Origin of the sequence: Rhodothalassium salexigens DSM 2132 (genome assembly GCF_004341375.1) — a bacterium.
Classification (GTDB): Bacteria; Pseudomonadota; Alphaproteobacteria; order Sphingomonadales; family Rhodothalassiaceae; genus Rhodothalassium; species Rhodothalassium salexigens.
Map to the genome: position 1 here is coordinate 27,428 of NZ_SLXO01000003.1, position 20,546 is coordinate 47,973.

19 protein-coding genes are annotated in these 20,546 nt (G+C 67.9%); 6 read left to right on the forward strand and 13 right to left on the reverse strand.

The features are described 5' to 3' along the window. From holA to EV659_RS04720, 4 genes are all read right to left on the reverse strand, one after another. Positions 1-1,035 carry a DNA polymerase III subunit delta gene (gene holA, locus EV659_RS04705; RefSeq protein WP_132707714.1) on the reverse strand — a complete coding sequence of 345 codons (1,035 nt, stop codon included), beginning with the start codon at positions 1,033-1,035 and terminating at the stop codon, positions 1-3. After that, positions 1,035-1,583 carry an LPS assembly lipoprotein LptE gene (lptE, locus tag EV659_RS04710; protein ID WP_132707715.1) on the reverse strand — a complete coding sequence of 183 codons (549 nt, stop codon included), beginning with the start codon at positions 1,581-1,583 and terminating at the stop codon, positions 1,035-1,037. Before lptE ends, holA begins: the two co-directional genes overlap by 1 nt. Further along, complete coding sequence (gene leuS / locus EV659_RS04715) at positions 1,567-4,110, reverse strand: leucine--tRNA ligase (protein WP_132707716.1); 2,544 nt, start codon at positions 4,108-4,110, stop codon at positions 1,567-1,569. Before leuS ends, lptE begins: the two co-directional genes overlap by 17 nt. An 83-nt stretch (positions 4,111-4,193) precedes the next feature. Further along, positions 4,194-4,616: a DUF3576 domain-containing protein gene (locus tag EV659_RS04720; RefSeq protein WP_132707717.1), complete on the reverse strand. Its 423-nt coding sequence runs from the start codon at positions 4,614-4,616 to the stop codon at positions 4,194-4,196. Positions 4,617-4,982: 366 nt separating this feature from the next. On the opposite strand from EV659_RS04720, the gene EV659_RS04725 reads away from it, so the two are divergent. Then, a complete protein-coding gene (locus tag EV659_RS04725; RefSeq protein ID WP_132707718.1) occupies positions 4,983-5,885 on the forward strand; it encodes a hypothetical protein in 903 nt (300 codons plus the stop codon). A 25-nt stretch (positions 5,886-5,910) separates the two neighbouring features. Here the strand turns inward: EV659_RS04725 and EV659_RS04730 are convergent, their stop codons facing one another. Then, positions 5,911-6,552, reverse strand: a complete 642-nt coding sequence (locus EV659_RS04730) for a thiamine phosphate synthase (RefSeq protein WP_200287336.1) — start codon at positions 6,550-6,552, stop codon at positions 5,911-5,913. 49 nt (positions 6,553-6,601) lie between these two features. Here EV659_RS04730 and EV659_RS04735 point away from each other — a divergent pair, with 49 nt between their 5' ends. Continuing rightward, positions 6,602-7,321 (forward strand): YggS family pyridoxal phosphate-dependent enzyme, encoded by a 720-nt coding sequence (locus EV659_RS04735; RefSeq protein WP_132707720.1) that lies wholly within the window; start codon positions 6,602-6,604, stop codon positions 7,319-7,321. A gap of 46 nt (positions 7,322-7,367) precedes the next feature. Here the strand turns inward: EV659_RS04735 and EV659_RS04740 are convergent, their stop codons facing one another. The 5 genes from EV659_RS04740 to mnmE form a co-directional block, all read right to left on the reverse strand. Continuing rightward, positions 7,368-8,327, reverse strand: coding sequence for a ParB/RepB/Spo0J family partition protein (locus EV659_RS04740; protein ID WP_200287335.1), 960 nt, complete (start codon positions 8,325-8,327; stop codon positions 7,368-7,370). A gap of 70 nt (positions 8,328-8,397) precedes the next feature. Beyond that, positions 8,398-9,282 (reverse strand): ParA family protein, encoded by an 885-nt coding sequence (locus EV659_RS04745; protein ID WP_132707721.1) that lies wholly within the window; start codon positions 9,280-9,282, stop codon positions 8,398-8,400. Between the two features lie 45 nt (positions 9,283-9,327). Further along, on the reverse strand, positions 9,328-9,969 hold the full coding sequence (gene rsmG / locus EV659_RS04750; protein ID WP_132707722.1) for a 16S rRNA (guanine(527)-N(7))-methyltransferase RsmG: 642 nt from the start codon (positions 9,967-9,969) through the stop codon (positions 9,328-9,330). 19 nt (positions 9,970-9,988) lie between these two features. Continuing rightward, entirely contained in the window at positions 9,989-11,863 is a 1,875-nt protein-coding gene (mnmG, locus tag EV659_RS04755) for a tRNA uridine-5-carboxymethylaminomethyl(34) synthesis enzyme MnmG (RefSeq protein WP_221400788.1), read from the reverse strand. Between the two features lie 114 nt (positions 11,864-11,977). Beyond that, complete coding sequence (gene mnmE / locus EV659_RS04760; RefSeq protein ID WP_132707723.1) at positions 11,978-13,441, reverse strand: tRNA uridine-5-carboxymethylaminomethyl(34) synthesis GTPase MnmE; 1,464 nt, start codon at positions 13,439-13,441, stop codon at positions 11,978-11,980. Between the two features lie 167 nt (positions 13,442-13,608). On the opposite strand from mnmE, the gene EV659_RS04765 reads away from it, so the two are divergent. The 4 genes from EV659_RS04765 (at position 13,609) to EV659_RS04780 (ending at position 17,257) form a co-directional block, all read left to right on the forward strand. Beyond that, positions 13,609-14,058 (forward strand): methylated-DNA--[protein]-cysteine S-methyltransferase, encoded by a 450-nt coding sequence (locus EV659_RS04765; protein ID WP_132707724.1) that lies wholly within the window; start codon positions 13,609-13,611, stop codon positions 14,056-14,058. Positions 14,059-14,144: 86 nt separating this feature from the next. Continuing rightward, complete coding sequence (locus EV659_RS04770) at positions 14,145-14,846, forward strand: dienelactone hydrolase family protein (protein WP_132707725.1); 702 nt, start codon at positions 14,145-14,147, stop codon at positions 14,844-14,846. A gap of 104 nt (positions 14,847-14,950) precedes the next feature. Then, the gene (locus EV659_RS04775; protein ID WP_200287334.1) at positions 14,951-15,301 is read left to right on the forward strand and encodes a hypothetical protein; all 351 of its coding nucleotides are present in this window, start codon (positions 14,951-14,953) and stop codon (positions 15,299-15,301) included. 99 nt (positions 15,302-15,400) lie between these two features. Further along, positions 15,401-17,257 (forward strand): PHA/PHB synthase family protein, encoded by a 1,857-nt coding sequence (locus EV659_RS04780; RefSeq protein ID WP_132707726.1) that lies wholly within the window; start codon positions 15,401-15,403, stop codon positions 17,255-17,257. Between the two features lie 228 nt (positions 17,258-17,485). Here the strand turns inward: EV659_RS04780 and rho are convergent, their stop codons facing one another. The 3 genes from rho to hemE form a co-directional block, all read right to left on the reverse strand. Then, positions 17,486-18,739: a transcription termination factor Rho gene (rho, locus tag EV659_RS04785; RefSeq protein ID WP_132707727.1), complete on the reverse strand. Its 1,254-nt coding sequence runs from the start codon at positions 18,737-18,739 to the stop codon at positions 17,486-17,488. Between the two features lie 215 nt (positions 18,740-18,954). Further along, complete coding sequence (gene hemJ, locus EV659_RS04790) at positions 18,955-19,395, reverse strand: protoporphyrinogen oxidase HemJ (RefSeq protein ID WP_132707728.1); 441 nt, start codon at positions 19,393-19,395, stop codon at positions 18,955-18,957. Between the two features lie 27 nt (positions 19,396-19,422). After that, positions 19,423-20,445 carry a uroporphyrinogen decarboxylase gene (hemE, locus tag EV659_RS04795; protein ID WP_132707729.1) on the reverse strand — a complete coding sequence of 341 codons (1,023 nt, stop codon included), beginning with the start codon at positions 20,443-20,445 and terminating at the stop codon, positions 19,423-19,425. Positions 20,446-20,546 lie beyond the last annotated feature (101 nt).

Genomic DNA, 20,546 nt, shown 5'->3' on the forward strand with positions numbered 1-20,546 from the left:
TCAGCGCGGCCGGCGCGCGGCCAGGGCGATTTCCATGCAGGTGCGATGACAGATGCTTTCGGCGGGCAGGCCGGTGGTCTTGCACTGCACCTCGGCGCTCAAGGTGCGCGCCAGGGCGTGGCTCAGCCGCGGCGCCGACCAGCGGCGGATGTCGGCGGCGATGCGCTCGCGGTCTTTCCAGATCGGCGGCGGCGCCAGCTTCATCATCGCCGCCTTGGCGTCGAGCCCGGCCTCCATATGCGCGGCCATCAGGTGGAACTGCTGCAAGCGCCGCTGCACCGTGCGCAGGATCGCAACCGCGTTCTCGCCAGCGGCAAAGGCGCGTTCGATCCGGCGGTCGAGCCCGGCCGCATCACCACCGGTCACCGCCTCGGCGATCTGGCTCAAGGTCAAGGCCGAACCGTCGCCCACGCACGCCTCGGCGTCGGCGAGCGACACCGTGCGATCGTCGCCGTCGCCCTTGTAAAGCGCCAGTTTTTCGAGCTCGCGCCGCGACAACATGCGGTCGCCGCCCAGATTGGCGAGTAGATAGGCGCGCCCGTCGGCCGAGGCGGTGAGCCCGGCGGCCCCCAGGACCTCGCCGATCAAGCCCGACAGGTCGGCGGCCTCGTCGGGATAACAGGCAAGCGCCAGCACATCCTTGCGCTGTTCGGCCAGCTTGCGCAGCTTGGAGCGCGGCGAGAGGTCGCCCGCGACCAGCAACAAAAGGCTGTCGCCCACCGGCCCGTCGAGCGCATTGGCCACCGCGTCCGCGTCGCCGTCGCCGGGACTGTCCACGCGCACCAGACGCCGGCCGCCCATCAGCGAGATCGCGGCCATTTCGTCGGCAATGCGCGCCCGGTCGGCCTTGACCTCGTCAGGCCCGAGGCGGGCGACGCGGAACGGGTCGCCCGGGTCGTCGACGATCTGAGCGGCGATCTTGTCGGCGCGTTCGCGGATCAGCCCCTCGTCGCGACCGAACACCAGAACGCCCCGAAAGCCGGGGTCGAGGGCACGCAGGGCCGAGGTGATCTGACCGCGATTTGCCTTGACCATCAGATGTCTTCCGCGCGGTCCTTCAAGGCCACGGAAAGCCGCCGGGTGATGTCGTCGGCCAGCCGCTCGGCGGCCTGGCGACGGGCTGCGTCGCGCGCGGTGACCAGCGCATAGTCCGACTGCACCACGTCATAGCCGATCTGGGCGCGCGCCCGGTCGCTGACCAGGACCGCGCCGTCGCGCCGGTCGACCAGCCGATAGACCGCGGTCAGGCGCAGCCGCTCGCGGGTCACTTCCCGGTCGGCCTCCAAGCCGTAGCGGTCGCGATCCTCGCTCAGCGCGACGCTCAGATCGTAGCGCGGGTCGCGGGCATAGCCGGCCGGCGTCAAGCGGTCGATCAGCCCGTTGCGCAGCATCAACCCGGCCGGGTCGCCGATTTCGGCGACGGCGACGCGCGCCAGTTCCGCCGACGCCGCCACCCGGCCGCCGCCGGTGGCGTGCAGGGGCGTGAACCCGCAGCCCTGGACCGCAAGCGTCAGGCCCACAAGCCCGGCGCCGAGCGCGCCGCGCCAGCCCCGGCGGGCGCGGCGGTCAGCCGACCACCACATTGACGATCTTTCCCGGCACCACGATGACCCGGCGCACGGTCTTGTCGGCGATCGCCCGGCTCAGCTTGCCATTGGCCAGCGCCGCAGCTTCGAGCGCCGCTTTGTCGAGGGTCTTGTCGACCTCGATGGTGTCCTTGAGCTTGCCATTGACCTGCAAGGCGATGGTCACCGTGTCCTCGCGGACCAGCGCCGGATCGGCCACCGGCCAATCGGTCTCGGCCAGCAGGGTGCGATAGCCCAGTTGGCGCCACAACTCTTCGGTCAGGTGCGGCATCATCGGCGCGCACAGCCGCACCAGGGTCTCCAACGCCTCGCGGCGCACGCTGCCCGGCGCGTCGGACGCCGCCGAAATGGCATTGGCGAACTCGTAGATACGCGCCACGCTGCGGTTGAGGTGCAGAGCACTGAGGTCGCCGGTGACGCCCTCGATCGCCTTGTGGGTGGCCCGGCGCAAGGGGTGGTCGGCGGGATCGGGCGCGCTACCCGGCTCGGCCAGGTCTTCGGCCTCGGCGACCAGGCGCCAGACCCGCTGGACGAACCGCCATGCGCCTTCGATGCCGGCCTCGCTCCACAGCAGGTCGCGCTCGGGCGGGCTGTCGGACAGCATGAACCAGCGCGCGGTGTCGGCGCCGTATTGTTCGATGATATCGTCCGGGTCGACCACGTTCTTCTTCGACTTGGACATCTTCTCGACCCGGCCTTCGGCCACCGAAGCACCGGTGTCGGAGCGGATCAGATTGCCGTCGTCACGCTTGCGCACCAGATGGGGGAACACCCAGCCGCCGTCGCTGTCGCGGTAGGTCAGATGGTTGACCATGCCCTGGGTGAACAGGCCGGCGAACGGTTCCTTGCCGTCCACATGGCCGCACACCTCCAAGGCGCGCATGAAGAAGCGGGCGTAGAGCAGGTGCAGGATCGCGTGTTCGACGCCGCCGATATACTGATCCACCGGCAACCAATACCCGGCCGCCGCGCGGTCGATGGGGGCGTCGGCGTCAGGAGCGCAGAAGCGCAGGAAATACCACGACGAATCCACGAACGTGTCCATCGTGTCGGTTTCGCGCTCGGCCTCGCCGCTGCAGTTCGGACAGCGCACATGCTTCCAGGTCGGGTGCCGGTCGAGCGGGTTGCCCGGCTCGTCGAACGACACGTCGTTGGGCAGGGTCACCGGCAGGTCGGCCTTGGGCACCGGCACCACGCCGCAGTCGGGGCAATGGATGATCGGGATCGGCGTGCCCCAATAACGCTGCCGCGAGATGCCCCAGTCGCGCAGGCGGTAGTTGACCGTCCGCCGGCCCTGGTCCGCCGCTTCCACGCGGTCGATCACCTCAGCCTTGGCGTCTTCCACGGTCATGCCGTCGAGGAAGGCGGAATTGGCCAGCCGCCCGGGCCCGGTATAGGCCTCGGCACCGACCGCATAGGTGGCCGGGTCGGCGTCGCTCGGCACCACCACCGGGCGCACCGGCAGGTCGTACTTGCGCGCGAAGTCCAGGTCGCGCTGGTCGTGGGCCGGGCAGCCGAAGATCGCGCCGGTGCCATAGTCCATGAGCACGAAATTGGCCACATAGACGGGCAGGGTCTGGCCGGCGACGAACGGGTGCCGGACCGACAGGCCGGTGGCATAGCCGCGCTTCTCGGCGCGCTCGATGGCTTCTTCCGAGGTCCCGGTGCGCCGGCATTCCTCGACGAAGGCGGCGAGCTTGGCGTCGCCGGCGGCGAGCTCGGTGGTCAGCGGATGGTCGGGCGACAGGGCGATGAAGCTGGCGCCGAAGATCGTGTCGGGGCGGGTGGTGTAGACCTCCACCTCGCCGTCGCGGCCGTCGAAGGCGAAGCGCAGGCTCAAGCCTTGCGACCGGCCGATCCAGTTGGCCTGCATGGTCCGCACCTTGTCGGGCCAGCGGTCGAGATCGTCGAGGCTGACCAGCAAGTCCTCGGCGAAGTCGGAGATCTTCAGGAACCATTGGGTGAGCTTGCGCCGCTCGACCGGCGCGCCGGAGCGCCAGCCCTTGCCGTCGATCACCTGTTCGTTGGCCAAGACCGTGTGGTCCACCGGGTCCCAATTGACCCAGCTATCCCTCCGGTAGACCAGTCCGTGGTCCAGGAAATCCAGGAACAGCGCCTGTTCCTTGCCATAATATTCCGGGCTGCAGGTGGCGAATTCGCGATCCCAGTCGATCGCCAGGCCGACCTGTTTGAGCTGTTCGCGCATCGACGCGATGTTGTCGTAGGTCCAGTCGGCGGGGTGGGCGCCGGTTTCCATGGCGGCGTTTTCGGCCGGCATGCCGAACGCGTCCCAGCCCATGGGGTGCAGCACATTGTAGCCGCGCGCCCGATAGAAGCGGGTCAGGGCGTCGCCGATGGTGTAGTTGCGCACATGACCCATATGGATGCGCCCCGAGGGGTAGGGGAACATCTCCAGGATATAGTATTTCGGCTTGTCCGAACGGGTCGGGGTCTTGAACACCTGGGATTGCGCCCAGGCTTTCTGCCATTTCGCCTCGACGACTTTGTGATTGTATCGGGTCATGGTCGGCACAGTCTGTTAACGGGGACCAGGCGGCACAGGCGCGGTGCCGGCGGATGGGATCGGACGCGGCGTAGGCGGCGCGCTCAGCCGTCGAGCGACTGGATGCGGATTTGGCGCGCCCGGGTCAGGATCGCATCCTCGATCTCCAGCGCGGTTTGCGCCCGCACCGGGGCATTCACCCATTGCGTCCCGTCGCGGGTCTGGCGCAGCACGCGCACATTGACCGCGTCGGCGCGCAGCTCTTCGTCGAGCACGAACACCGACACCTTGAGCCGCTCGTCCCGGGCATCGGGATTGACGTACCAGTCCGAGATGATCACCCCAGAGCCGCTGTCCACTTCAAGCAGCGGCAAGAACGACAGCGTGTCGAGCGAGGCGCGCCACAACAGGCCGTTGACGCCGATCGCCCGGGTCTGATCGGGCGCCTGACGTGCGGTCGGGCCGCCTCCGCACGCGGCAACGAGGAAACAGGCCAGAAGCGGCGCCAAGAAACGGCGGGTGGTCATCAAACGGTCACTCTTCCGGAGTCTGGGTGATCGACAAAATGCAACGCAAAACATCATGCGATGGTAACTGCCGGTCGGTATAACGGGGATATGCGGGGTTGGCCAGAGGGTCCGGGCCACGGCCGTCGTAACAGGACCGACGCGCCGAGCGGTGTGCAAATGCAACAACCCTGAGCAAAACCGGACCGCTCGTTCCACCAAGCTGTTGCCGTGAGGGGGCATTGACTATACTTGGCCTGTGGCGGCGCGCGATGGGATATGGGATCGGGCGTTGCGGTCAGTCGACGAGAGTGGTCGGACACGATGTTGGGGCTTGAACGAACAGGCAGGCGGGACGATGTGGCCAATCCCTGGCGGAGTGGCGCCGTGGCACTCGCCCTGTTGCTCCTGACCGCGATCGAGCCCGGCTCGGCCGCGTTGGCGCAGACCAGCGCCCCCGATGCCGGGTCGACCAGCGCCGGCGATCGCCAAGCCATCGCGCCGCTGGAAGAGACCATGGAAGATCCGCGCACCGGCGCCAACGCCAAGCCGGTCGAGATCGTGCTCGACAATTCGCTCCACGGCTCGCCCGATGCCAAGGAGCCCGGCTTTCTCTATTTCGACGACTCGGCCGACAACGCCCCGGCAGGACCGACCATCACGGTGGGCGACGGCACGGTGTCGGGCCTGACGCCCCGGCTCTATTTCACGCCGCGCGGGCAAGCCGGCGGCGCGCCCGGGCCGATCGTCGCCGGCGGGCTGACCACCACCGGCGCGTCGAGCCGGATCAGTTTCAACGGCCTGACCGGCAGCGCGGCCACCGACGGTCTGAGCGTCGCCGTCACCTCGGCGGTGATGCAGCGCCCGAACAGCGGCGGCACCGCGGCCGGCGCCTTCGATTTCCAGTTGTCGCCGCTCGACGAGACCGTCAGCCTGGGCCTGTCGCTGGGCTATTGGGGCTTCAACCTCGACGCCAATGTGATGCGCGAAACCGCGCTGTTCACCGGCAATGTGGAAGGCATCGACTTAGGGCTCGGCTATTCCTGGGACGACTTCTCCACCTCGATCTCGGTGGGCGAGTTTCGCCAGGACGACTTGGGCGTCGGCGGGCCGGGGCTCGTGGACGACATCAATTATTACAAGATGGAATTGGGCGCGACCTACCAGCTAACCCGCAGTTTCCACTTGAGCGGCGGTGTCCAACACTTTGAATATGGACAGCAATGGCGCGCGTTCAGCGACCGCCAGCGGTTCCAACTGCTCTATCTGAGCGGCCAGCTGCGCTTCTGACCCCGGGCCGGCACCGCCCGGCGCCTCAGGCCGACCAACCGTCGATCGCGGCAATGCCGTCGACGCCCGGCGGCAAGCGCCGCACGGTCGCCGCCGAGATCCCGCCAAGCGCCACCAATGCCACACCGCGCGCGCCTCGATGCCGCGCCAACAGCCGCGCGAGGCGATGCGGACCGAGGCCCGGGGCGCCGGGATGGCTGCGGGTGGCGAACACCGGCGAGACCAGCACCGCGTCGGCGCCGATGCGCATCGCCCGCCGGATCGCCGCCGCATCGTGGGCCGCCGCGCTGATCAGCAGCGGCAGACGGGCGACGCCACCGAGCCGCGCCAAGCCTTGGGGCAGGTGCACCCCGGCGGCGCCGACCCGCAGCGCCAGGCGCGCGTCGCCGGCGACCAGCAGCACCAGACGACGACGCCGGCAGCGCGCCGCAACGGTGCGCGCCCAGGCCGCCCGATCCAGACGGTCATAGTCGCGCAAGATCACCCAGGTGCCCGGCGATAACCGGTCGAGCACATCCAGCGGATCGCCGTCGCGCCCCCGGTCCAGCACATAGATCGACACCGCGCCGGGACCGTTCAACGGCCGGGGCAGGGCGCGGCTCAGCGCCGTCTTGCCCGGGCCCGGTTGCGGGCGGTATGCAGGGCACCGGCGCCGCGCTGGCGTCACCGGAGCGCGCCGTCGCCATGCGCTAACTGATTTCGAGAAGGGGTCGGTCATGCCCGAGACGCTTTCACAGTCGCTTTCACCGGCGGGGGCGCCGTCGGGCTCCTCCGTCGCCGACAATCTTGCGGCGGTCAAGGACGCCATGCGCCGGGCGATCGCCCATCACGGCGTCGACCAGCCGCTGCCCACCGTGGTCGCAGTATCCAAACGTCACCCGGTCGAGCGCATCGTGCCGCTGCTCGACGCCGGCCACCGGGTGTTCGGCGAGAACCAGGTGCAGGAAGCCCAGGACAAATGGCCGGCGCTGAAAGAGCGCTTTGCCGATGTGTCGCTGCACCTGCTTGGGCCGTTGCAAAGCAACAAGGTGGCCGACGCGGTGGCGCTGTTCGACGTGATCGAGAGCCTCGACCGCGAGAAGATCGCCCGCCGGCTGCGTGACCAGATGGTCGCCCAGGGCCGCAAACCGCGCCTGTTCGTCCAGGTCAATACCGGCGAAGAGCCTCAGAAAAGCGGCGTCCTTCCCGGTGATTTAGCTGATTTTATAAGGCTTTGCCGGGAAGACTTGAAGCTGGATATCGACGGCTTGATGTGCATCCCGCCGGTGGAGGAGGACGCCGCCGTTCACTTCGCCTTCCTGAAAGAGCTGGCGCGGCGCCACGGGCTCGCGCGGCTGTCCATGGGCATGTCCGGCGACTATCCGGTGGCCGCCGCGGTCGGCACCGACTATGTACGGGTCGGCACGGCGATCTTCGGCGCCCGGCCGCGCGCTTGAGCCAGCCGGCCGCGCCGCCGATTGCCCCGCACGCCGCAGCGGGAGATCAGAAACCGCCGCCGCGCGCGGTCATCAACCGGCCGCACACATCGTCCAACTGTTCCAGGGTCTTATAGCTGACGGTCAGGGTCCCGCCGCGCTCGCCCCCATGGGTGATCGTCACCGACAGCCCGAGCGCGTCGGCCAGATCGTCTTCAAGCGCGCAGGTATCGGCGTCCTTGGGCGCCGCCTTGCCGCGCCGCTTGGGCCGATCCGCACCATCGACACCGTTATCGGCCGCGGCAGCCGCGTCGGCTTCGGCCGGCGGCGGCGCCTTGGCATCGGCGATCATCCGTTCCACTTGGCGCACGGTGAGCCCCTCCCGCTCGATCCGCTCGGCCAGCGCACCGGCTTCGTCGGCGCCGACCAGGGCGCGGGCATGACCCATCGACAGGCCGCCGGCCTCGACACGGCGCAAAACCGCCTCGGGCAGGGACAAAAGCCGCATCAAATTGGCCACATGACTGCGGCTTTTACCGACGATGCGGCCCACCGCTTCCTGGTTATGGCCGAACTCGTCGATCAGGCGCTTGTAGCTGCGCGCCTCTTCCACCGCCGTCAGTTCCTGGCGCTGGACGTTTTCGATGATCGCCAGTTCGAGCGCGCTGCGGTCGTCCATCTCGCGCACGACCACCGGCACGTCGTGGACGCCGGCGCGCTGCGCGGCGCGCCAACGCCGTTCGCCGGCGATGATCTGGTAGCCATTGCCACCGCCCGGCACCGGCCGCACCAAAAGCGGTTGCAGCACGCCCTTTTCGCGCATCGACGCGGCCAGTTCCTCGATCGCCGACTCGTCGAAATGAACCCGCGGCTGGAACGGGTTCGGGCTCAACATGCCGATCGAGACCGTGCGCACCGGCCCGGCCTGCCGCGCCGCCGCGGCAGTCTCATCGTCCTGGGCGGACTGGTCGGTCATCAGGGCCGACAGACCGCGGCCCAACCCGCGGGACTTGGACTTGGCTGTCACGGGCGTGGTTCCTTCCGCTGTGGCTGCAAGGGCGTTTCGAGGCGGGGGGGGGGCGCTTGGCGGGCGGCGATCACGCCGCCCGGGTCGTCGGCGCGGGCGACGGCCGGTTGCGGTTCAACAGCTCGGCGGCGAGTTTCATATAGGCTTGGCTGCCGACACAGCGATGGTCGTAGAGCAGGGCGGGCTTGCCGTGGCTCGGCGCCTCCGACACCCGCACATTGCGCGGGATGATCGTGGTGTAGACCTTGTCGCCCAGATGCTCGCGCACATCGTCCGCCACCTGGTCGGACAGACGGTTTCGCCGGTCGTACATGGTCAGCACGATACCGTCGATTTCGAGCCCCGGATTGAAACCCTTGCGCACCTGTTCGATGGTGTGGAGCAACAGGCTCAAGCCTTCGAGGGCGAAGAACTCGCACTGCAAGGGCACGATCACCCGGTGTGCGGCGACCAGGGCATTGACCGTCAACAGCGACAAGGACGGCGGGCAGTCGATCAGCACATAGTCGTAATGGCCGGTCATCCGGTCGTCGCGCACCGCCTGTTGCAGGCGATAGCTGCGTCGATCCTCGCCGACCAGTTCCAGATCCGCGCCCGACAGGTCGACCGTGGACGGCACCAGGTCGAGCCCGGGGATCTCCGTGGTCACGGCGGCGTCGGCGAGCGTCGCCGTGCCGCACAACACGTCGTAGATGGAGCGCCGGCGCGCCGCCCGGTCGATGCCCATGCCGGTGCTGGCATTGCCCTGCGGGTCCAGGTCGATCAGCAGGACGGTGCGCTCGACCGCGGCGAGCGCGGTGGCCAGGTTGATCGCCGTGGTGGTCTTGCCGACGCCGCCCTTCTGGTTGGCGACAGCGAGGATGGTGGTGGCATTGGCGCCGCTGCTGCGCGCCGGCCGGCCTTCGGGCAGTCCGTCGATGACCGCCTGATCCTTCTTGCGTCCGCGTCCGAACATGGCGCCCGGTCCTTCCCTGAAAGTGTCGCTTGGTCGCCGGAGCGTTTAAGCGCCGTCGCGGCGTCGTACCTGCGAAAGCCGCAGGAGCACGCCGTCGTCATGCGTAGCACTCGCCACCCGGTCCGCCTCGACTGTCCAGTATTCGGCGAGATCGGTCAATTCCTGCCCCACCTCGCGTCCCTTCAACAACCAGAAAACCGTGTTTTCATTGATGAAATCGGCCGCCCATTCAATCAGCCGCAAAAGCGGCGCGAAGGCCCGGGCGGTGACGATATCGACCGGAAACGGTGCCAAAGCTTCGAGCCGGTCGGTGTGAAGGGTCGCCTCGGCACCGGTGGCCAGCAGAACCTGGCGCAGAAAGCTCGCCTTGCGCTGGTCGGCTTCCACCAGATGAACCCGGCCGACCCCCAGTTGCGCCAGCACCAGGCCCGGAAACCCCGCGCCCGAGCCCAGGTCGAGGATCGTCGGGCACGCCAACCCCTCGCGGCGGATGGGCGGCACCAGTTGCGCGCTGTCGGCCATGTGCCGGCGCCACAGGTCGGGCAGGGTGGAGCGCGACACCAGGTTGATCGAGCGCTGCCACTTGACCAGCAACTCGGCGTGCTGCGCCAACGGGGCCGCTGTTTCACGTGAAACATCGCCCAAGCGACACACCAGATCCAGACCGGCCGCCCGGTCGTCGGTCATTCGAGGGTTCGCCATGGGATCAAGCCGCCCGCTGGCCGCGTTTGACATGGTTGAGCAGCACCATCAGCGCCGCCGGCGTCACCCCGGCCACGCGCGCCGCGCCGCCCAAGGTGTCCGGCCGGGCGCGGTCGAGCTTCTCGCGCACCTCATTGGACAAGCCGACGACCGCGCCATAGTCCAGGTCGGCGGGCAGGGCGAGTGCCTCGTCCTTGCGAAACGCGGCGATATCGGCCTCCTGCCGGTCGAGATAGCTCTTGTAGAGCGCGTCGATGGCCAGCTGGTCGGCGATGTCGGGCGCGATGGCGCCGAGCGCGTCGGGCCAGATGGCGCGCAGCCGGTCGAGCGTCACCCCGGGCAGGGCGAGCAGGGTCTCGCCGTCGCGTCGGCGGCCGTCCTGGTTGAGCGTCAGCCCGTGCGCCGCCGCCTCGTTGGGCGTCAGACTGAGCGCGCGCAGGGCTTGGCGCCCGGCGTCGAGCGCCGCTGAGCGGGCCTCGAACGCCGCTTGGCGCTCGGCGCCGACCAAGCCGACGGCGACCCCGCGCGGCGTCAGGCGCTGGTCGGCATTGTCGGCGCGCAACCGCAACCGGTACTCGGCGCGCGAGGTGAACATCCGATAGGGCTCGGGCGCGCCGTGGTGGATCAGGTCGTCGACCATCACGCCGGCATAGGCCTCGGCGCGGTCGAGCACGAACGGCGCGTCCGCACCGCCGGCCGCCAGCGCGGCGTTGGCGCCGGCCAACAACCCCTGGGCGGCGGCTTCTTCATAGCCGGTGGTGCCGTTGATCTGGCCGGCCAGATAAAGCCCGGTCAGGGCGCGGCATTCGAGCGTCGCCTTGAGCGCGCGCGGGTCCACATAATCATACTCGATGGCGTAGCCCGGTTGCAGTATCGCCGCCGTTTCGAGGCCGGGAATGGTGCTCAGCAGCGCTTGTTGCACATCCTCGGGCAGGCTGGTGGAGATGCCATTGGGGTAGACCGTGTGGTCGTCCAGGCCCTCGGGCTCAAGGAAAATCTGGTGGCTGTCGCGGTCGGCGAAACGCACCACCTTGTCCTCGATGGACGGACAATAGCGCGGCCCGGTGCTCTCGATCTGCCCCGAATAGAGCGGCGAACGGTCCAGATTGGCGCGGATCACCGCGTGGGTCTCGGCCGTGGTGCGGGTGATGTGACACGGCAATTGCGGCACGGTCACGCGCTCGGTCAGGAACGAAAACGGCGTCGGCGGGTCGTCGCCCGGCTGAACCTGGCACGCCGCCCAGTCGATGGTGCGGCCGTCGAGGCGCGGCGGCGTGCCGGTCTTGAGCCGGCCAAGGGGCAGGGCGAGCCGGTCGAGGGTGCGCGCCAGGCCAATGCTCGGCGCCTCACCAACCCGGCCGGCGGGGATGCGCCGGTCGCCCAAATGGATCAGCCCGCGCAGAAACGTGCCGGTGGTCAGCACCACGCGGTCGGCGCGGATCTCGCGCCCGCTCGCCGTGACCACGCCGGTCACGCGCGGGCGCGCGCCGCTGGTGTCGAGCAGCAGGTCTTCCACCGGGTCGGCGAGCAGGGTCAGATTGTCCTGGGCGCGCAACGCCGCCGCCATGGCTTCGGCATAGAGCTTGCGGTCGGATTGGGCGCGCGGACCCCAGACCGCCGGGCCCTTGCGCCGGTTGAGCAGCCGGAACTGGATCCCCGAGGCGTCGGCGACCCGGCCCATCAGGCCGTCGAGGGCGTCGATCTCGCGCACCAGATGGCCCTTGCCGAGGCCGCCAATGGCCGGGTTGCACGACATGGCGCCGATGGTGTCGAGCCGATGGGTGAGCAGGAGCGTGCGCGCGCCCATGCGCGCCGCCGCCGCCGCCGCCTCACAGCCGGCATGGCCGCCGCCGATGACGGCCACATCGTAAAGTCCCACCGCGTTTGTCATGATGCGCGGAAAATAGGCGCGCACGGGCGCGAAGTCAAAGGGATTGGCGCGGCTGCGCCCCCACGGGCCGCAGCCCAGACCGCCCATGTTCCACGTGAAACATCATTTACCGATGCAAAAGTCGGCAAACACCACGTCGAGCAATTCCTCCACGTCGACGCGCCCCAAGATGCGGCCGATACCGCGCACCGCCAGGCGCAAATCCTCGGCCTGGAGCACCAGGTCGCCGTCGACCGGGGTCCATGGATCATCGCCGCCGCCATCCCTGGCGCCATCCCCGGCGGCTGCGGCCACCGCCAAGAACCGGTCGAGCGCCGCCAGGCTGTCCTCGACCGCGCGCCGGTGACGCGCCCGGGTCAACACGGTGCCCTGGGCGGGCGGGGCGGCCGCCCCCAGGGCGTCGGCCAGGCGTTCGCTCACGCCGTCGAGCCCGGCACCGGTCGCGGCCGACACCGCCAGCCAGCCGGTCGGCGGCCCCCAACCGGCCGCGGCCAGATCCGCCTTGCTGGCCAGCCGGACCCGCGCCGGCCCGTCGGTCGCGCCGACCAGGGCCGCCACCCGGGCGTCGGCCTCGGTCTCGGAGATATCGCCCAGCGTATCCGCCGGCACCAGCACCAGGGCCAGGTCGGCGGCGGCGGCGGCGGCGCGGGCCCGGCGCACGCCCTCCCGTTCGATTACATCGTCCGACTCGCGCAAACCGGCCGTATCAACCAAGGTCACCGGAAAACCGGCAATATTCATGCGCACCCGTACCATGTCGCGGGTCGTCCCGGCGATCTCGGAGACGATGGCGGCGTCGCTCCGGCTCAGCGCGTTGAGCAAGGACGACTTGCCGGCATTGGGCGCGCCGAGCAGCACCACGGTGAACCCGTCGCGCAGCCGTTCGCCGCGCCGGCTGTCGGCCAGATGGGCGGCCATGGCGTCGCGCAAGGCGGTCAGTCTGGGCACCAGGTCGGCGCCGGCGTGGGCCGCGTCGGCCTCGTCGGCGAAATCGATCGCCGCCTCCATATGGGCGAGGCAGCGCACCAACTCGGCCCGCCAGCCCTCGTAAAGCCGGCTCAAGCAGCCGTCCATCTGGGCCAGCGCCTGGCGCCGCTGCGCCGGGGTCTCGGCGGCGATCAGGTCCGCCAGCCCCTCGGCGTGGGTGAAATCCATCTTGCCATGGTCGAAGGCGCGGCGGGAAAATTCACCGGCTTCGGCCGGGCGCAGGCCGGGCAGGGCGGCGAGGGCGGTCAAGGCGCCCTCGACCACCGCCGGGCCGCCATGGAGGTGCAATTCGACCACATCTTCGCCGGTGAAGCTCTTGGGGCCGGGAAACCACAGCACCAGCGCGCGGTCGAGCGGCGCCCCGTCGGCCGGGTCGCGCAGGCTGACCAGCCGGGCCAAACGCGGCGCGTCGGTGCGGCCACCGAGCGCGCGCAGAGCGTCGCCAGCAGCCGGCCCGGACAGCCGCACCACGGCGACCCCGGCCCGCCCGGCGCCGCTCGACAGGGCGAAAATGGTGTCCGGCGCCGTCTCAAGCTCGGTCTGTCCGGGGCGGACGGGCGCCGCTTGCCTCTGATCCACTGGCTCGATACCTTCCGCTTCGAGTAACCGCTGCGCGTGCCCCGATCACATGCGTCAAGGCGCGCCCGAACGCAATGGCGCCGACGGGCAGGCGGGCCGGCGGCGGTCGCGTTTACCCATGTTTCATGTGAAACACACGGCCCCCACAACCAAGAGTGTCGATTGCCATGCCCCAACTTTCCCTGCACAGCCCGGTGGGCGACCTGACGCTTTCCGAAGAAGACGGCGTACTGGTCGCCGTCGATTGGGGCTGGGGCCGCGACCAGGCCGACACGGCCCTGCTGCGCGCCGCGCGCCAGCAGATGCACGCCTTTTTCGATGACGACCTGGCCGCCTTCGACCTGCCGCTGGCGCCGGCGGCCACGGCGTTTCAGGACCGGGTGCGCGCCGCCTTGCTGGCGATCCCGCGCGGGCAAACCCGCAGCTATGGTGATCTGGCGCGCCGCCTCGACAGTTCGGCGCGCGCCGTGGGGCTGGCATGTGCGCGCAACCCGCTGCCCATCCTGGTCCCGTGCCACCGGGTGCTGGCCGGCGACGGCGCCTTGCGCGGCTATGCCGGCGAGGGCGGTGTGGAGACCAAGCGCGATCTGTTGCGGCTTGAGGGCGCGATCCCTTGAGCGCCGGTCGCCCTTCGGCCGCCGGTGCGGGGCGGCCCGCTGCCGGCCGTTTTGTCCCCTAACCCCGGACCCCAGGAGCTGGACCCATGTCGGACACACTCACCATCCCGGCCAAGGACGGCAGCGGCCGGTTCGCGGCCTATGTGGCCATGCCGGAGAGGACCCCGGCGCCGGCGATCGTCGCCATTCAGGAGATCTTCGGGGTCAATGCGGGCATGCGGCGGATCTGCGACGATCTGGCCGCACAGGGCTATATCGCCTGGGCGCCGGATCTGTTCTGGCGCATCCAACCCGGTATCGACCTGACCGACCAGACCGAGGCCGAATGGCAGCAGGCGTTCGACCTGTTCAACAAGTTCGACGCCGACAAGGGCATCGAGGATATCGCCGCCACCATCGCCGCGGCGCGTCGCCACCCTAAGAGCAATGGCCGCGTCGGCGCCGTTGGCTATTGCCTGGGCGGGTTGTTGGCTTATCTGACCGCCGCGCGCACCGATGTGGATGCGTCGGTCGGCTATTACGGCGTCGGCATCCACGAGCGGCTGGGCGAGAAAGACGCCATCGGGCGCCCGCTCTTGCTGCACATCGCCGAGGAAGACGGCTTCGTCGACAAGGACGCGCAAAAGCAGATGCACGATGCCCTTGACCCGCACCCCTTGGTGACCTTGCACGACTATCCCGGAGTCGATCACGCTTTCGCCCGGCCCAATGGCACCACTCGCAACGAAAATGCCGCCAAACTGGCCGATCAGCGGACGATTGATTTCTTCGCCGAGCATTTGCGTTAATCTTAACAGTGCGGGGGCGGGAGACGCGCCGGCCCCGCCCGCCCAGGCGGTCCGTGACGCCCCGCTGGCGCGGGTATCCAGCGTCGCGCCCCGGGGGCTGACCCATGCTGACCATCGAAGACTGCATCGCGCTCAGCACGCTCACCGAAGCGGAAATCGACGCCATCGCCGAACATGAGCACCTGCCAGAGATTGCGGCAGTCGAACTCGGTGCCTATCTGATGCAGACGCGTGATGGAAAAGCCCGGGTGAAAGCCATGATCGTCGACGATATCCACGCCGCACAGGCCAGGGAGCAGCACGCCCATGCGGCCAAGCTCAAGCTGTGCCTGAAGCACTTCCTGGCCGAACATGGCCCCGAGCTCGGCCGCCAAGTCTCGGCCGACGCCCGGGCCGATACGACGCCCGACCCGCGCGCCAACCACCGGGCCGACCGGGCCGGCGCGACCGACTGACCATCCCGTAGACAGGCGTCACAGCGCCGTCTTTCAAGTCTATTATCTTTTGGGGCCCGACCGCGATCGCCTCGCGCCACGCTCAGGGAGATGCCGCCTATGGCTGCTGATGACACGTCGCTACCGGACCACCCCACCGATGACCAACCGGCCTCGCCGGCGTCCACACCTTCGTCGTTCGCCCGGTCCACACCGCCCGCCCCCGTCCAGACCCCGCGCGATACCGCCGGCGAGGTGATGGACCAGCACCACACCTTCGACCGCCTGATGACCGCGCGGGTCGGTGCGTTGACCGGCGGGCTGTCGGTCACCTCGATCATGTCCGCCTGGGTCGATTGGGGCACGCACATGATGCAGGCCCCGGGCACCGCCCTGTCGCTGTGGCAGGAGGGCGCCAAGATGGCGACCCGCCTGGCGATCCACAGCGCCAAGGTGACCGCCGGACAGGAGGCCCCGCCGATCATCAAGCCCGACCCCGGCGACAACCGGTTTCGCGATCCGGCCTGGCAGACCTATCCCTATTCTCTCTGGGTCGAGGGCTTTTTGCTCGGTCAATCCTGGTGGATGGCGGCGGCCTGCGGCACCCGAGGGGTGTCCAACCAGCACCGCCGGCAGGTCAGCTTCATGATGCGTCAGATGCTCGACGTGGTCGCGCCGCCGAACATCCCATGGCTCAACCCGCAGATCGTCAAGACAACGCTGGAGACCGGCGGCGCCAACTGGCGGCGCGGCATGACGAACTTTTTCGACGATGTGGACCGCCAGATTTCCGGCCGCCCGCCGGCGGGCGTCGAGGAATACCCGGTGGGCGAGCGGCTGGCGATCACGCCCGGGCGCGTGGTGTTCCGCAACAAGTTGATGGAACTGATCCAGTACAGCCCGACCACCGAGACCGTCCACAAGGAACCGATCCTGGTCGTGCCGGCGTGGATCATGAAATACTATATCCTCGACCTTCAGCCCCATAATTCGCTGGTCAAGTATCTGGTCGACCAAGGCTTCACGGTGTTCATGATTTCCTGGATGAACCCCGGGCCGGACGATTGGGATCTCAGCCTCGACGATTATCGGCGCATGGGCGTGATGGAGGCGCTCGATATCGTCACCGCGCTGACCGGCGAGAAGGTGCACGCCACCGGCTATTGCCTCGGCGGCACGCTGTTGTCGATTGCGGCGGCGACCATGGCGCAGCGCCAGGACGAGCGCTTGCAGACCGTGACGCTGATCGCCGCCCAGACCGACTTTACCGAGGCCGGCGAGCTGACCCTGTTCATCGACGAATCGCAGTTGTCGCTGCTGGAAGATATCATGTGGGACCAGGGCTATCTGGACACCAAACAGATGGCCGGCGCGTTCCAGATGCTGCGCTCCAACGACTTGATCTGGTCGCGGATGATCAAGGAGTATGCCCTTGGTGAGCGCGCCCCGATCAACGATCTGATGGCCTGGAACGCTGACCAGACGCGCATGCCCTATCGCATGCACAGCCAGTATCTGCGCGCCTTGTTCCTGGAGAACCGCCTGTCGCGCGGGCGCTACGCCATCGGCGGCAAGACCATCGCCATGCGCGATATCGACTGCCCGGTGTTCGCCGTCGGGACCGAGCGCGACCATATCGCGCCGTGGGAATCGGTCTATAAGGTCCACCTGCCGACCAACACGGAGATTACCTTCGTGTTGGCCAGTGGCGGCCATAATGGCGGCATCGTGTCAGAGCCCGGTCACCCGCGGCGCCACTACCGCATCGCCACCCAGCAGCCCGACGACACCTATGTGGACCCGCAGACCTGGAAGAACCTGGTCAATCCCCAGGAGGGATCCTGGTGGCCGGAATGGGCGCGCTGGCTGTCCACACGCAGTTCGAGCGAGCGCGTGCCGGCGCGTGCCGAGGGCAACCGGAAGAAGGGCTACCCACCGCTCGACGCGGCGCCGGGAACCTATATCTATATGAAGTGAGAGTAGGGCGACCGGGAGAGCGGGTCGGCAGAACGCTGCCCGTTGACCGCTCGTCCGCCCACAGCGCCGAGGCGCTGCGCGCTCCCAACGCTCCCGCTGCGGCGACAAGCCATGAAAAACCCCTCTCCCAGCGGGGAGAGGGGTCGGTCCGGCGAGCCGAGAGAGGATCGCGGGGGCGGCAACTGCCTGTCGGCGGTGTCAAACGCCCGCCATTGCGAGCCGCTCCGCCTAATTGTTCATGGACGAGAAGAACTCTTCATTGTCCTTGGTTTCTTTGAGCTTGCCGAGGAGGAACTCGATTGCGTCCACGGTGCCCATGGGCTGGAGGATGCGGCGCAACACCCACATCTTCGACAGCGCGTCCTTGCTGACCAGCAATTCTTCCTTGCGGGTGCCGGACTTGAGGATATCGATCGACGGGAACACGCGCTTGTCGGCGATCTTGCGGTCGAGGACGATTTCCGAATTGCCGGTGCCCTTGAACTCTTCGAAGATCACCTCGTCCATGCGGCTGCCGGTATCGATCAGCGCGGTGGCGATGATCGACAGCGAGCCGCCATTTTCGACATTGCGCGCCGCGCCGAAGAAACGCTTGGGCCGTTGCAGGGCGTTGGCGTCGACGCCGCCGGTCAGCACCTTGCCCGAGCTTGGCACCACGGTGTTGTAGGCGCGCGCCAGGCGGGTGATGCTGTCGAGCAGGATCACCACGTCGCGGCCGTGCTCGACCAGGCGCTTGGCCTTCTCGATCACCATTTCAGCCACCTGGACATGGCGTTGCGCGGGTTCGTCGAAGGTGGACGACACCACTTCGCCGCGCACCGAGCGCTGCATGTCGGTGACTTCCTCGGGCCGTTCGTCGATCAGCAGGACGATCAGGAACACGTCGGGATTGTTGCGGGTGATCGACTGGGCGATGTTCTGCAACAGCACCGTCTTACCCGTGCGCGGCGGGGCGACGATCAGGGCGCGCTGGCCCTTGCCGATCGGGGCGACCAGATCGATCACACGGGGGCTCAGATCCTTGGTCGGCTCGTGCGGGTCGAGCTTGAGCTGATCTTCGGGGTAGAGCGGCGTCAGATTGTCGAAATTGACCTTCTGCTTGACCTTCTCGGGCTCTTCGAAATTGATTTTCGACAGCCGCAGCAGGGCGAAATAGCGCTCGCCGTCCTTGGGCGCACGGATATAGCCTTCGACGGTGTCGCCGGTGCGCAGGCCAAAGCGGCGAATCTGGCTCGGGCTGACATAAATGTCGTCGGGTCCGGGCAGATAATTGGCCTCTGGCGATCGTAAGAAGCCAAAGCCATCGGACAAGATCTCGATCACGCCGCCGCCGGTTATTTCTTCGTCATTCTCAGCCAGTTGCTTGAGAATGGCGAACATCATGTCCTGCTTGCGCATGGTCGAGGCGTTTTCGACGCCATATTCTTCCGCCAGAGCCAAGAGCTCTGCCGGCGCCTTTTGTTTCAATTCTTGGAGCTGCATTGCGCTTCTGTGCCGTACGCTTCACCGCGGCTTGGGCGCCGGGTGCACGTCATGTCTGATGGGAGGTAGGAGGTCAGCCCACACGTTGCCTTAGTGGTAACGCGACGGGAAAAAGCGTGGGCATGTGGGAATTGTTGGGACGATGTCCAATGTCCACCGCTTTGTGTACCATAACGGCACCGGCAGTCAAGGGAAAAGACGCCACACTCGCAGCGTCAGAACGGCTTGAACTCCACCAGGAAGACGATGAAGATGATCCCGAAAGACGGGATTTCGTTGACCATGCGGTAGAATTTGGTGGTCCGGGTGTTTTCGCCGGCGACGAACGTCTTGCGCCAGCGCGCCAGCACCATGTGGAACACGGTCAGCACCACTACCAGGGCCAGCTTGGTGTGCAGCCAGCCCTGGCCGACCAGATAGCCCCGGTCGACCGCCACCCAGATGCCCAGCACCCAGGTGGCGATCATCGCCGGATTCATGATGATGCGCAGCAGCCGCGCCTCGCGGGCCTGCCAGGCCTTGTCCTCGTCGCTGCCCACCTGTGCTTCGGCGTGATAGGCGAAATAGCGCGGCAGCATGAACAAGCCGGCCATCCAGAAGATCACGGCCATGATGTGAAGCGTGTGCGCCCAGGCGACGGGATCGGTCAGCGACATGGCAGGCCTCGTGTGCGGGAGCCGGCGTTACCGGCGGCTGGATTTCAGGTGGGCCGCCAGCGCCTCGATGTGCGCGGGCGGAACGTCGGGGGTGATTCCGTGGCCAAGATTGACCACATGGGCGCCCGATTTCAAGGCCTGCAATGCATCATCGGCGGCCCGGGTCATTGCGTCGCCGCCGATCAGCGGCAGACGCGGGTCCAGATTGCCCTGAATGCAGACATGGGGTTGCAGGTGTTCGGCCGCCCAGGCGGCGGGCACGGTCTCGTCGATGTGCATCGCGTCGACGCCGGTCTGCAGGTAGGATTTGAGGTTCAGCCCGCCGCCGCGCGGGAAGCCGATGACCGGCACATCGACCGCAGCGCGCAGCTTTTCGACGATGCGCTTGGTGGGTTGGGTCACCCACAGGTCGAATTGGTCGGGCGGCAACACGCCGGCCCAGCTGTCGAACAGCATGACCGCCTCGGCGCCTGCCTTCACCTGGCGGATCAGGTAATCGACGGTGACGATTTCCAACCGCTCGATCACCTCGGCGAAAGCTTCGGGGTCGCGATAGGCCATGTCGCGCGCCGGGCCTTGGTCTTTGGTGCCGCGACCGGCGACCATGTAGGTGGCGACGGTCCAGGGCGAGCCGGCAAAACCGATCAGCGATACCGGCTCGGGCAGGGCGGTCGTGAGCCGTTCGACGGTTTCGTAGATCGGCGCCAGACAATCGTGCGCCTTCGCCGGATCGAGCTTGGTTCGCCAATCGAACTCGCTCAACGGCGTCAGGCGGGGGCCTTCGCCCTGCTCAAACCACAGATCCTGACCCAGAGCCAGGGGCGTCACCAGGATGTCCGAAAACAGGATCGCTGCGTCGGGGGAAAACCGGCGGATCGGCTGAAGCGTCACCTCGGTCGCCAATTCGGGATTGAACACCAGGTCCAGGAACCCGCCGGCCTGGGCACGGACCTCGCGATACTCGTCCATGTAGCGACCGGCCTGGCGCAGGAACCAGAACGGCGCACGCTCTTGCGGCCGCCCCTTCAGGGTCTCGATGATCAAGGTCACCTGGCTTTCCCTTTCTACAAACTATGAGAATCTGGTGGTGGTGGTGGTTTGCGGTGGATAACGGGCATAACCCGGTTGTGACAAGGTTTTCCACAGCCAGC

What these genes read in the sequence shown, in the direction of transcription:
- holA (WP_132707714.1), bottom strand. Translation starts at nt 1,035, where the DNA reads ATGGTCAAGGCAAATCGCGGTCAGATCACCTCGGCCCTGCGTGCCCTC.
- lptE (WP_132707715.1), bottom strand. Translation starts at nt 1,583, where the DNA reads ATGTGGTGGTCGGCTGACCGCCGCGCCCGCCGGGGCTGGCGCGGCGCG.
- leuS (WP_132707716.1), bottom strand. Translation starts at nt 4,110, where the DNA reads ATGACCCGATACAATCACAAAGTCGTCGAGGCGAAATGGCAGAAAGCC.
- EV659_RS04720 (WP_132707717.1), bottom strand. Translation starts at nt 4,616, where the DNA reads ATGACCACCCGCCGTTTCTTGGCGCCGCTTCTGGCCTGTTTCCTCGTT.
- EV659_RS04735 (WP_132707720.1), top strand. Translation starts at nt 6,602, where the DNA reads ATGCCCGAGACGCTTTCACAGTCGCTTTCACCGGCGGGGGCGCCGTCG.
- EV659_RS04745 (WP_132707721.1), bottom strand. Translation starts at nt 9,282, where the DNA reads ATGTTCGGACGCGGACGCAAGAAGGATCAGGCGGTCATCGACGGACTG.
- rsmG (WP_132707722.1), bottom strand. Translation starts at nt 9,969, where the DNA reads ATGACCGACGACCGGGCGGCCGGTCTGGATCTGGTGTGTCGCTTGGGC.
- EV659_RS04765 (WP_132707724.1), top strand. Translation starts at nt 13,609, where the DNA reads ATGCCCCAACTTTCCCTGCACAGCCCGGTGGGCGACCTGACGCTTTCC.
- EV659_RS04770 (WP_132707725.1), top strand. Translation starts at nt 14,145, where the DNA reads ATGTCGGACACACTCACCATCCCGGCCAAGGACGGCAGCGGCCGGTTC.
- EV659_RS04775 (WP_200287334.1), top strand. Translation starts at nt 14,951, where the DNA reads ATGCTGACCATCGAAGACTGCATCGCGCTCAGCACGCTCACCGAAGCG.
- EV659_RS04780 (WP_132707726.1), top strand. Translation starts at nt 15,401, where the DNA reads ATGGCTGCTGATGACACGTCGCTACCGGACCACCCCACCGATGACCAA.
- rho (WP_132707727.1), bottom strand. Translation starts at nt 18,739, where the DNA reads ATGCAGCTCCAAGAATTGAAACAAAAGGCGCCGGCAGAGCTCTTGGCT.
- hemJ (WP_132707728.1), bottom strand. Translation starts at nt 19,395, where the DNA reads ATGTCGCTGACCGATCCCGTCGCCTGGGCGCACACGCTTCACATCATG.